Annotated in this window: 11 protein-coding genes; 1 reads left to right on the top strand and 10 read right to left on the bottom strand. The window is 39.2% G+C overall.

The genetic code is table 11. From position 1 onward, the window contains the following. Positions 1 to 17 precede the first annotated feature (17 nt). Positions 18 to 980, bottom strand: a complete 963-nt coding sequence (locus JCM9152_RS15845; RefSeq protein ID WP_035346226.1) for a hypothetical protein — start codon at positions 978 to 980, stop codon at positions 18 to 20. A 295-nt stretch (positions 981 to 1,275) separates the two neighbouring features. Here JCM9152_RS15845 and JCM9152_RS15840 point away from each other — a divergent pair, with 295 nt between their 5' ends. Continuing rightward, the gene (locus JCM9152_RS15840) at positions 1,276 to 2,025 is read left to right on the top strand and encodes a DNA alkylation repair protein (RefSeq protein ID WP_035346224.1); all 750 of its coding nucleotides are present in this window, start codon (positions 1,276 to 1,278) and stop codon (positions 2,023 to 2,025) included. A gap of 193 nt (positions 2,026 to 2,218) precedes the next feature. Here the strand turns inward: JCM9152_RS15840 and JCM9152_RS15835 are convergent, their stop codons facing one another. The 9 genes from JCM9152_RS15835 to JCM9152_RS15795 form a co-directional block, all read right to left on the bottom strand. Then, positions 2,219 to 3,070, bottom strand: a complete 852-nt coding sequence (locus JCM9152_RS15835; protein WP_052016018.1) for a DUF8832 domain-containing protein — start codon at positions 3,068 to 3,070, stop codon at positions 2,219 to 2,221. Then, complete coding sequence (locus JCM9152_RS15830; protein WP_035346244.1) at positions 3,070 to 5,481, bottom strand: heavy metal translocating P-type ATPase; 2,412 nt, start codon at positions 5,479 to 5,481, stop codon at positions 3,070 to 3,072. The genes JCM9152_RS15835 and JCM9152_RS15830 overlap by 1 nt, the downstream gene beginning before the upstream one ends. A gap of 189 nt (positions 5,482 to 5,670) precedes the next feature. Next, positions 5,671 to 5,898: a copper chaperone CopZ gene (gene copZ / locus JCM9152_RS15825; protein ID WP_035346222.1), complete on the bottom strand. Its 228-nt coding sequence runs from the start codon at positions 5,896 to 5,898 to the stop codon at positions 5,671 to 5,673. Positions 5,899 to 6,165: 267 nt separating this feature from the next. Further along, the gene (locus tag JCM9152_RS15820) at positions 6,166 to 6,441 is read right to left on the bottom strand and encodes a metal-sensitive transcriptional regulator (RefSeq protein ID WP_035346221.1); all 276 of its coding nucleotides are present in this window, start codon (positions 6,439 to 6,441) and stop codon (positions 6,166 to 6,168) included. Positions 6,442 to 6,618: 177 nt separating this feature from the next. Next, the gene (locus JCM9152_RS15815) at positions 6,619 to 6,996 is read right to left on the bottom strand and encodes a VOC family protein (protein ID WP_035346219.1); all 378 of its coding nucleotides are present in this window, start codon (positions 6,994 to 6,996) and stop codon (positions 6,619 to 6,621) included. Between the two features lie 97 nt (positions 6,997 to 7,093). Beyond that, complete coding sequence (locus JCM9152_RS15810; protein WP_035346217.1) at positions 7,094 to 7,609, bottom strand: SRPBCC domain-containing protein; 516 nt, start codon at positions 7,607 to 7,609, stop codon at positions 7,094 to 7,096. A gap of 123 nt (positions 7,610 to 7,732) precedes the next feature. Beyond that, positions 7,733 to 8,065 (bottom strand): ArsR/SmtB family transcription factor, encoded by a 333-nt coding sequence (locus tag JCM9152_RS15805; RefSeq protein ID WP_035346215.1) that lies wholly within the window; start codon positions 8,063 to 8,065, stop codon positions 7,733 to 7,735. Positions 8,066 to 8,518: 453 nt separating this feature from the next. Further along, positions 8,519 to 10,240 (bottom strand): CPBP family glutamic-type intramembrane protease, encoded by a 1,722-nt coding sequence (locus JCM9152_RS21490; protein WP_052016016.1) that lies wholly within the window; start codon positions 10,238 to 10,240, stop codon positions 8,519 to 8,521. 305 nt (positions 10,241 to 10,545) lie between these two features. Next, on the bottom strand, positions 10,546 to 12,183 hold the full coding sequence (locus JCM9152_RS15795; protein ID WP_035346213.1) for an RICIN domain-containing protein: 1,638 nt from the start codon (positions 12,181 to 12,183) through the stop codon (positions 10,546 to 10,548). Positions 12,184 to 12,405 lie beyond the last annotated feature (222 nt).

The following is a 12,405-nucleotide window of genomic DNA, read 5'->3' as shown; positions in this document are numbered from 1 at the left end:
CTACATCTGTACTCCTTCTACATCACCATCGTATAAACATTTTCAACAATGCTACCATTAATATCGCTCCCTACTAAACCACCAACTCTGCTTTCACCTTGAACAAAAGTATTAGTATGTGAATATCGAATTAATGCCGTATTACCCGAGAGAGAATCATTTAAGCCTACCAGTCCACCTACATCAGAACCTGAGGATATCACTTCCCCTGAAACTTGAGCAAATTGAATGATACCGTTGTTATTTCGACCAACGATACCACCTACTTGCCCATCTTCATTCTGAATCGATCCTTCATAAGAAACATGCTGTATGAACCCACCATGATTCCTTCCGACCACACCACCTACAACTCGATATCCGCCAATTAAAACCCCTTCTTTTATCGTAACAAATTGCACAGTCCCACTATTGTTCCCTACAATACCACCTAAATAGTATCTATCGGTACTTACTTGCACTCGAAGACCATTCACGATCACATGCTGAATAAGACCCTCGCTATATCTAGCAACACTCCCGTTTGCTATCGCCCCAGACACAATGTCTACATCAGAAAGTACAAGATGCTCAACGACTCCATCTTGCCCAATTCTCTCGAACAAGCCAGCCCCATTACGGTTAATCTTTAGCCCACTTATTTCAAAACCAACACCATTAAACGTACCAGTGAAATCTCCAGCACCGCCACCAATTGGTAGCCATCCAGATTCCCCCCATCGATCATACCCTGTTCCACCAGATGATAAATAAGCACCTAAATCAATATCGCCTCCCAATTCAAAATGTTGATCCAAATGAAAGCGCACATTATTCAGTTGTTCGGCTGTTTCAATGATGTATGGATCATCTGCCTTTCCGCTTCCCGAAGCAAATTCCGCTTCATTCGCTAAACCACTATAAGCAACAATATAAAATGAAGTAAAACTAACGATCATGACCAAAATAAACAAGCCTGTCCTTAATCGATTCCTCAACATACGAATCTCCTCCCCTAATAAAAATGATTGATCATTTCCTAAATTCCTACCTATTGTTCAATAATCGACATCTTCGTACATAGACTATCACTTCAAATTAAAGAGAAATTAAATGGAATTTAAAGTTCAATTAAAATAGTCGATTTATGATAGACGACTAGTCTTCGTTGAAACTAACGTGGAAGACTCGTTTTTGAGGTTGACAAACAATTGAAGAAGCTATATATTCGTAGCAAGTTTTACAGATACTGGGCACCTCAGTGCTAGGTGGCTGTGGCATAGGGAGGTGAAATAAGTGAAGAGAGATGATATCATCAACAGCTTAAAGGAGAGAAGTTCGATCAAATACCATCAAAATGTGGTCAGGATGGGAATACCCGAACACAATAGCATTGGTGTATCGACTGGGGAAGTTAGAAAGCTAGCAAAAAAAATAAACAAACATATTCCTGCCTATGAGGCACACGAATTGGGCTTTTCCTTGTGGCAGAGCGGGTATCATGAGGCAAAGCTTCTCGCCGTCTTATTGATGGATCCCGTTGAGACGAATGAAACAGACATCGAACGATTGATGCAGGAAGTCTACTCCTGGGACTTGTGCGACCATGTGTGTAAAAACCTGATCATCCTTCAACCTAAGTTTCAAGAGTATATCTACAAATGGTGTGACGATACGAAAACGTATTACAAACGTGCAGCTTTTTGCCTCATGGCTGCTTCCTGTGTGCCCTCTAACAAAGTTCAGGTGACACGTGAAGATATCGATGACTACTTACACATCATTCGAAAACATGCAGACGATGAACGCACTCATGTTAAAAAAGCTACTAGCTGGGCTTTACGGGAAATAGGAAAGAAAGACGCCGACCTTTTGGAACGAGTTCTCATCCTCGCTCATGAGCTACATAACAGCCCATCCAAACATGAACGTTGGGTCGGTCGGCATGCCTTAAAGGAACTAGAAAACCTAGTGTCGGTCGATGAACGCCAGCGCCTTATTTCATCACAGACTAAAATGGGCAAATCAGCGGGGAAATCATTATAGAATGTATATATGTACTACCCACTTAGCTCCTTAACGGTTGCTTGAAGTGGGTTTCTTTAGCATCATCTTAAAATAGTACTAACCTCTCTCTTTTCTTGCTTAATAAAATTCGAAAGTATTTAATTGTGTGGTATCCATACCTGTTGCTCCCCGCCAATGTCACTCGGTTTCTTCACATTCAAATCAACGCAAATTATTCGACCTCTAGAACAAAAGGAAACGCAATGACGCCTTCATCGTTGTATTTAAATTCAGCCCATAGCTTGTATACTCCATTGTGTGGAAAATAAGCTTCAAATACAGTTGAATCACCTGACTTAGGATGCACATGAATAAAATTCTCTACATGCTCATCAATGATCACCACATGGCCGAGAGCTCCTAAATATGGTTCAGGTGTCTCACCTTTTAAGTCAAATGTTAGTTCAACAGGTCCAACAGTATTCTGGGCGGTTGTTACGAGCTCTACTTCTTTTCCACTCTTACTTTTCACTAAGTCACTGTCTGGCTGAAGGATTAATTCGCCACTTTCGTCATGATGATCGCCAATCATCACTTCTTGAGGCTCGATTACATAGCTTTTACCTTCTGGGTTAATATCTACAAACGCATAGTAGTGACCATCAGGGAGATCCGTTTCTTTCTCAAACGTGCCACTCTCTCCTTCTTCTGGGTGAAAATGATGAAAATCCTCCAAGTCTTCACTCACTAGAATGAGGTGCATGAGCTTTTCATGTGTTTCAATTAGCTCAGGAACATCGCCCTCTTCATCTTCCACATGGATAATCAGTTTTTGATGGTCCTGGTGAATATGAACTTTCACTTCGGAATCTTCTGAATGACTGTGAGAATCATGCTGGTGTTCATCGTGATCCACACTTGCATTCTCTTTGTGATTTTCAACCTCTTCGTGAGACTCTTCACTATGATCATTATCCATATGACCGCTCTCCAAAGGATTGGCCCCAGTCACCAAACTGTAGCCTCCGACGACAAGAGCCAAATAGATCACACCTGAAAGAAACCACCACTTTTTGCTACTCATTATGCCGCCTCCTTTTTATCGAGCTTTACCTTCTGTAGTCGTAAAGCGTTTAATACAACCGATACAGAACTAAAAGCCATCGCAGCACCTGCCACCCACGGAGCGAGCAAACCAACTGCCGCAATTGGGATCGCAGAAGTATTGTATATGAAGGCGAAGAAGAGGTTTTGCTTAATATTTCTCATTGTCTTCCGGCTCATCATAATGGCATCAGCGACACTGTTTAAATCGCCGCGCATGAGGGTGATGTCCGCAGCTTCAATAGCAACATCAGTTCCTGTTCCAATCGCCATTCCAATATCAGACATCGCCAATGCTGGTGCATCATTAATTCCATCCCCAACCATGGCAACCTTCTTGCCTTCTTTCTGCAATTTTTCGATTTCATCACTTTTTTGCTCTGGTATAACCTCTGCAATGACGTATTTAATTCCAACCTGCTTTGCAATGGCCTTAGCCGTCCGTTCATTATCACCTGTTAACATAATAACTTCCAGACCGAGTTCTACCATTCGCTTTATAGCAGCTTTGGACGTTTCTTTGACTGTATCTGCCACAGCAATAACCCCGGAAAGGCGGTGATCAATGGCGATTAACATTGCTGTTTTCCCTTGAGCTTCTAAAGACTCCATTTGTGCAACAACACTGTCTTCCAAAGCAATGTTATTTTCTAGCATCAGTTTCCGAGTTCCTATATAAATTGTCTTCTGATCTACTGTCGCTTTAATACCGAAACCTGGTATGGCTTCAAATTCAGTCGCACTTCCTAATCTGATCTTCTTCTCCTTTACACCTTTTACAATCGCTTGTGCTAAAGGATGCTCTGAGTTACGCTCTGCTGAACCAACATAATAAAGCACGCTTTCTTCAGTGAAACCATCCGTTACAATCAAATCCGTTAGCTCAGGCTCACCTTTTGTTACCGTACCTGTTTTATCTAACACGACGGTTTGAATTGATTGTGTGTTTTCTAAATGCTCTCCACCCTTAAACAAAAGCCCCATTTCCGCTGATCGGCCTGATCCGGCCATAATCGATGTTGGCGTAGCGAGCCCTAACGCGCAAGGACAAGCAATAACCAAAATCGAGATCATCGGGATTAACGCAGAGCGTAAATCTCCAGGTGTAACGATGAAATACCATATTAGAAAAGTAGCAATCGCAACGACTACGACAACCGGGACAAAAATACCAGAGACTTTATCAACCATACGCTGAATATCTGCCTTTGAGCTCTGTGCCTCTTGAACCACTTTTACAATTTGTGATAAAGCTGTATCCTTGCCAACCTTAGTTGCTCTCACTTGAATAGAGCCATTCTTATTGATCGTAGCGCCGATCACTTGATCTCCAATCGACTTGTCAACCGGAATACTCTCCCCAGTAATCATCGACTCATCTATAGCTGACCGGCCTTCCATGATCTCGCCATCGACAGGTACTTTCTCACCTGGTTTAATGATTAAAAGGTCGCCAGTCATCACTTCGTCTACTGGAACCTCTACTTCTTCCCCATCACGAATCAAACGTGCTGTTTTAGCCTGTAAACCTAGCAGCTTTTGAATCGCCTGACTTGTTTTTCCTTTTGCACGAACTTCAAATAGCTTGCCAAGAACAATGAGGGTAATAATGACCGCGGCAGCCTCAAAATACAATTCAGGCATTCCTTGACTTCCTGCACTCATCCACTCCCATCCTAAATAAATACTGTAAAAGTAGGCAGCACTCGTACCTAAAGCAACGAGCACATCCATATTAGCACTCTTACTCCTTAACGCATGATACGAACCACGATAAAATTGAGCGCCTACTACAAATTGAACCGGAGTCGCTAACGCCAGTTGAACCCATGGATTCATAAACATATCTGGCATATAAAGAAATGACGTCATTTCAAAGTGCGTCACCATTGTCCATAAAAGAGGAAGAGTCAGAACTGCAGAAAGCAGGAATTTCCCATACTGATTTTCAATTTCTCTTTCTTTATGGTCTACTTTGTCTTCTTGATCTTGTTTAGGAATCAAGTTATAGCCTAATTTTTTGACAACTTCCACCATCTCTGATGCTCTAACTGTTTCTGGATCATATTCAACAGAAATGGTTTCTAATGCAAAATTAACATTAGCTTGGGAGACACCTTCCATTTTATTAATTCGCTTTTCAATCCTTGTTGCACATGCGGCACATGTCATACCGGAAATATCAAATTCATCCTTTTCATGCAAAACATGATAACCAAGCTTCTCTATTTTATTTTCAAAATCCTTTGGACTTGTATATTGAGGATCATATATGACTTTAGTAGTCTCAATAGCAAAGTTTACATTCGCCTCTTGAACACCTTCCATTTTAGACAAGCCTTTTTCGATCTTATTAGCACATGCGGCACACGTCATACCTGATACCTTCATTGAGACTTCTTTTTGCTCCACTTTCACCACTCCTGTTTGATTATATACAGTACAGGGGTATATATTTTTTAATGGCAAGATCTATTTAGCAATGGCCGTTGCCTATTTAAATTTCACGTATCGAGCAAAGCCATTGCTTTTCAAACAAAAACACTAAAAAATTGATTTGTCCATTTTCATTGTCCTTACTTAAGAATTAGCGCTTTCAATACCTTCTACATCATATCCCTGCTCTTCAATGACCTCTTTTATGCTATCAACTGTAACCTGATCTGCATCATATTGAACGGCTACTTTTGCACGTTGTAAATCGACGTTCACTTTGCTCACTCCTCCAAGCTCTCCAACGTTTTCTTTTATAGAACTTACACAATGTCCGCAAGACATCCCTTTAACTGATAATGTTTTTTGTTCCATGAATATTTCCTCCTTATTGTTATATTACGATCTGAAATCATTATACAATACCCCGGTATAGTATTCAACCGTTTTGTTTATTTTTTAGTGCTATGAATGTGCTTCACCATTAGACTTTGTCTATCCTATCATGATGATGTTAAGTCTTTTGTATACTAGCAAAAACATCAAAGGGGTAGAACTGTATACTACAACAACGGAGAAAAGATCCTGTCATATATACCCTCAGAAAAAAGATCACAGGAGTGTGATCTTAAAATTATTTTATCATTTTTTCATGACCGTCATAAGCTCGTCAATCGCTTCTTCACCTTTGTTATTTTTAATTGCATTAGCAACACAATGGTGCGTATGATCTTCCATAAGTGCAAGCGACACTTTGTTCATAGCAGATTGAACGGCTGCTATTTGATTTAAAATATCTACACAATAGCGATCGTTCTCAACCATATTGTGGATCCCCCTCACTTGCCCTTCCACTCGTTTCAAACGATTAAGTAGCTGTTGTTTGTTCGGTTGGACTGTACTTTTGGAACTATCCATTTTATCGACACTCCTTTTCCATATACCTATAAGAGTATATTATCACATTTTAAAGGAATTAGACTGAATGAATCTAGAACATCCTTTCTTTTTCATTATCAAAGACATTCATACTAAAACACCGTTCATTGTTGAACGGTGTTTGCATTACTTAATTATTTTTTTATTGTGGATTACTTACTTCTTTTCCATGACTGCAAAGTAATTTTCTTCATTATCAGCAAAGTTAAATACCCTACCAGAAGGCATATTTACAATTTCACCGACTTTGATATTTTTATTGGATAAATCAGTATATAATTCATCGATGTTTTCTGAAAAAAACATTAACGAAGGTGTACCGAGATTTAATTCTGGGCTCATTTTAGCAACGAGTTCCATATTATGCAGAACGATGCTTGTTTCTGCACCTTTTGTTGGAGCAATTTCTATCCATCTCATTTCACCGTTATTTTCTTCAGAAATGACACTAAACCCTACTTTTTCAGTCCAAAAACCCTTTGCCTCATCTTGGTTATTTACATACAACATAACTTGACCAACTTTATTAATCATTGATTTTCCCACTCCCTTTTATTAATAATGACCGAACTCACTGTTCCTAATCCTTACTATCGTACATGTATTCTTTGATGAACTTCTTAATATTTTCTTATTGTATCTGCTTAAGAGCCTCTTCCAGACGGTCCCAAGTTTCGGTGATTCCTTGAAGCATGCCCATATCCATGACGGTCTTGAGGCTCTCCGCCGATGCATATTCAGCACGATTGATCAGCTTCGTCTTTTCGCCCAGATCGATGAATTCCAATGTAATATCAGTCGATGGCATAGCATCATTCGAATTACCTTCAGCATCCGAGAAGAAATCGATGTAGACGATCTTCTCAGGTTCAATGATCTCCTTATAAATCGATTTACCCCAAGATTCCATTCCGTAATATTCACCTAGGTTTTGATCAACACACTTCATGCAGTAGTGCCAAACACCACCCGGACGGAAATCGACGTTGCAAATAGGAAGCTCCCAACCTCTGGGCCCCCACCAGCGTTTGAGATGGTTAGGGTCTTTAAACATCTTGAAGACGAGGTCGCGCGGTGCGTCGAAAATACGCTCCAGCACGAGAACCCGATCGCTTTCAACCCTTGATACCATAGCATTTTTGGACATTTTTAGTTCCCCCAAACAAATTTTTGTTAACTTATTTTTGGATGTTTTCTATCATAGAAAACATAGGATCCAGCAATGTTTTAATAAATTTTTCGATTTTCTACTTAAGTCAAAGCTGGACTCCTATTTGTCGTCATGGTTCACACCCTTTCTTTGTAGATCCTGCAGGTATTCGTCCAAGAGGTCGAATCTCTCGTCCCAAATGTGACGGTAGGTATCTAACCATGAATCAAGCTCTATAAACGGCTTGGCCCTCAGCTTGTAAATCCGTCGATTAGAAATAGCATTCACCTCGACGAGTTCTGCATTACTAAGTACTCGAAGATGTTTGGAAACTTGAGGCTGGTTAAGACTAAGTCGATCAGCAATTTCCCCTACTGTGTGAGGTCCGTCACGCAAGAGTTCCACAATCTGTAGTCGGTTAGGCTCAGCAAGAGCATTCAATGTTGTTTTCATGATTTAAATATACCTTGAAAGGAATATTCCCATCAAGGTATATTCGAATGTTTTTTCTTTTACTACAGTTTTCTGATGTTTGATTTCCTTTGATAGAGGATACTAACACCAGATATTCCTTTCTCCCGTATCTCTCAAATCTTGATCACAAAATCAGGTTGTGCTTTACTAGCATTATTTAGCAATTCCCAACTAAATCGTGTATATACTTGTAAGAATCTCATAATAATAAATTAAGATAGTAAAGCTTTCAAAGAGTCTTGTTTCGGGGTTTCAATATTTTCCCCTCACACTCCGCACTGGCGATAATTTTAGATGTTTTTTAACACAAAAACAAAAAAACACCCCTTTAGACCATCATATCTACAGAGGTGAAAACAGAGCCAATGTTATTATAATCGATTTGTTGAGGAATGTTTTTAGATCAACAGCTTTATTAAAAGTCTCTTAAATCTATTGACTACTCTTGTATTGAGAATAACGATTTGCAATCTCGTAAAAAGCTTTTTTAGCTATCCAACCTCTTTCCTTAGTTGTCTGAGGACAGGCCTTTACAATGCCTAGACTAGCCATATCCAGGTCATATAGAGCCTCATCTGAATAAGGATGATCTTCTTCAATAAATTGATTGATAAAGGCTCCATAAACATTTTCTGTTTCAAAAACTTCAATTAGCTGACCAATATAGTTTGCCTGAACTTGTTCATCTCTCATATATTCGCCGTCTAATTTACGTTCACTAAGGTTACTCCAGTCTTGAATCCAACCGCCTTCTCCCCCTCTTAATTCAGCTCCCTTGTAAGCACAGCAACCGAATTCAGTAATGATAATGGGTTTATTAAATTGTTGGTAACGGCGTAACCCTTCGACATAATTTGTCCCAGTTGACGAATCTAAATAATAATTTACTCCTATAAAATCAAACAAGTCCCAATTAACTTCCTCCCATGACCCAGCTCCATAGATAATCCCCCCTCTATAATGATCCCGTGCCACTGCTACTGCTTGTTTTAGTAACGCATTAAGTCGGCTATTAAACAACGGTAAGAGAAGTCCGAACCATTTTAAATTTTGTGCTCTCTGCCCAAAATCTTTGCCAGGGATACTTCCTGAAGTAAATACACTCAGCTCTAAACCAACTTTCAATCCAATTTTGTCTGGGTGTTTCTTCCTTATTTTTTCGGCTAAAATTGCACCGTTTTTAAGTTGTAAAAGCATTTCTTGAGGATTAGATCCAAAAGAAGTAGGATGCAGCCATACAAATAAATCGTGTTCTAAAGCGTAGTGAGTAGCTTCCTCCAAACGATCAAGATTATCCCCCATTATGGTTATTGCATTGCAGTGAAGGGATTCGCGAATGATTTGTAGATCATCCCTCACAGCTTCACTTTTCCATATTTCCTTTGAATACTGCCCAAGAGCATAGCTTGAACCAACATCATAAATAATTCCTCTTTGTGCTAAGTTTTTGCTATTTTCTGATCCTATGTTAGGATGTTCTTTTTTTAAGTTATTCAAAACTTCGTTAGGTTGTTGCCGTTTAACATTTATAATAATTAAATAAGCTACTACTATTGTTACAATTCCTAGTAAAAAGTTAAGTAAGCCCTGCATGTAAATGACCTCATAATTTATTGTATGAAGTAGTAAAGGCACCGTTGCAGCAGCTAGTCGCAACCCAACACCAAGCCAGATTGTATTTGTCATATGACACAACAATCCAAGAAACAAACCAAATCCCAAGAATTCAATGAAACCGTCTAATTGACCATTAGCGAGCAGTCCCCATACTGCAAATAACAGCGCCTGAATAAAAATACTTACCCACATCGACCTTCTTTTTACCAGTGTTCGATAGATATAGCCCCTGAAAGCCCATTCCTCTGGTAAAATATAGGACAAAAGCATAAGCGGGAGAATAAGGAGCGCTTGGAATAATACCTCTATTATCGACACTTCCATCTCTATTGTTGCCCAACCTAATTCTATTGAGCCTCCAATGACAATTATTGTCGGTAAAAGCCAAGCGAAAAAACCAAGAGTTATTGAAGAAACCACTATAGTTAATCGCTCTCTGTAGAATAAACTCCATTCTTCAACCTTATTCGACTTCCATTTTAAAAATAGTAAAATCAATACGAGGGTAATACTCATTAACAAGGCTCGCACTTCCATTATCTCATACCGTCCACTAATAGACTCAATATGAGAAATGGTAAAGCCTCCTAGTGTTATCATGAAAAAAACATGATCAATCGGCTGTCAAATTTACTTCGTTTCATAGAATCACTAACACCCCTTTCGGCATGAGTTATATTGTGTACATTACATCGATGCACGAATATTTGTTAGTGATAATTGTCACTTTCTTTATAGAGAGGTTTCTTTCTAATGTTTTTCAAACAATCAGCATAACCTAGTCCCATGTTGACAAAAAAATAGTATAAAGAAGCAGGTCAGATCGACCTGCTTCTTTATGTTTAATCCACTTTTATGATATTCCATTGTTGATTGAAATCATTATTCAAATCCCATTGAACAATGTTGCCGCCATTAAGTAAAGATCGGTTGTAAGCATCTAAGGCTTTCCCACTATAGCGGTTGACTAGCGTATAATAGCCATCACTCGTTCGTTCAATTGTCCATTGTTGATTATATCCACCCAAGTGAGTCCATTGCACAACATTCCCCCCATTTGATGACGACCAGTCAAATACCTCCAATGCCTGATTGCTATTACGATTGATAATCTCATAATAGCCCTCACTATTTTGAATAATTATCCACCGTTGACAAGGATGAAAATTACGCTCCCATTGTTGAACATTATCCCCTGGGTTCGTCCCCGCGTTTACAACCTCTAATAGCTTGCCACTATTTCGGTTAACAAGCTCATAACTCACCTGTGCATCAAATTGAACAGGGTTTGTTACTCTTGTATTATTCGTGTTTGTATTACCACTGCCCCCTTCAATACTAACAGCCGTCCCAGACGTATCTATTGTATTGCCACTGATCGTATTTTGATTGGATGAACCAGTCAATCGAATACCAGGGTTACTAAAACTTGAAAATGTCTCTATTTTATTCCCTACTATTTGGTTTTGGCTACCGGGTGCTAGACGAATAACCGATTCGATATTTAAGCTTGGGTCTAATTGCTGTATCACATTATCACTTAGAATATTGTGATCCGATTGAATTAATACGCCGTGTATATGTGAGTTAATAACGGTATTGCTCGCAATTGTATTATGATGAGCACCGCTTAAAACAAAAATGCCTCTTGGATAATTCTCTATCACATTATGCTCAACTGTATTATATGCACCGTCATTTGGAATTCTTATCCCTCCATAGCTATCCCCTTGCTGCACATCATTGATCACTTGATTATAAGTGACTGTTGTATATGTCGCACGTGATAAATTAATGCCACTACCACCAATGGAATTTGTAATCTTATTATGTGTAATGAGATTACTGTGAACATCGCCCACAGCGTGGCTTTCACTACCAAAGGCTATCCCATGCCCACTTGATCGATCAATAATACTGTCTCGAATAGTTGAATTTTTCAATCGTCTTAAGAGTAAGCCAATGGTCACGTCGCGAACTTCAACGTTCTCAATTGTTAAATGACTGACATCCGCATCAATATTCATCCCGCCAATTTGCCCTAGACCTTGATTCGCACGATTTTCGCGATCACCATCGATCGTTAAATGAGAAACAGTGACATTAAGCTGATTACCACTTCTCATGATCGGATTACCGACAACATAATTATTCCTAGTACCAGCCTTCTTTAAAACGGTTTCCCCCATACCCTCACCAATCAAATTCACTCCTTGATGGAACCTAACAGCTTCATCTACAGCATACGTCCCAGCTGGAATATAAACCGTTCCTTCCACCCCTCTATCATAAAAATAACGCATAGCTGCATGCAGTGCCTCCGTTTGCGATGTCTCAACACCAGGTGTCATACCAAAATCCCTCGCATTGACCACCTCTTCTGCATAGCTATCTTCTTGAGCTAAGATCATAAAGAAACATGAAAATAATAATGAAGAAAGCAACACCCTTCTAACTAACTGAGCCTGTTTTGAAATCATTTTTATACCTCCTTTTGTTAACGCTTACAATATGGTTTTCAACTTTATAATGGAGATTCCTGCATGAATTTCATTTTTTATGAAAGTGATTAATCCATCCTTTTTTTCCAAAGCGAATGAGAATGAAACACTACCTCGAAACTTTACAGCACACTAAAGGAATGTAACCCTTACCTTTATTGAATACCTTAGAGGTTACATTCCCTTACTTATTTAAGATAC

The organism is Halalkalibacter hemicellulosilyticusJCM 9152 (assembly GCF_000513115.1).
Taxonomy (GTDB): Bacteria; Bacillota; Bacilli; order Bacillales; family Bacillaceae_D; genus Halalkalibacter; species Halalkalibacter hemicellulosilyticus.
The sequence above is the reverse complement of the archived record's forward strand: the minus strand, read 5'-3'. Positions and strand labels throughout refer to the sequence as shown.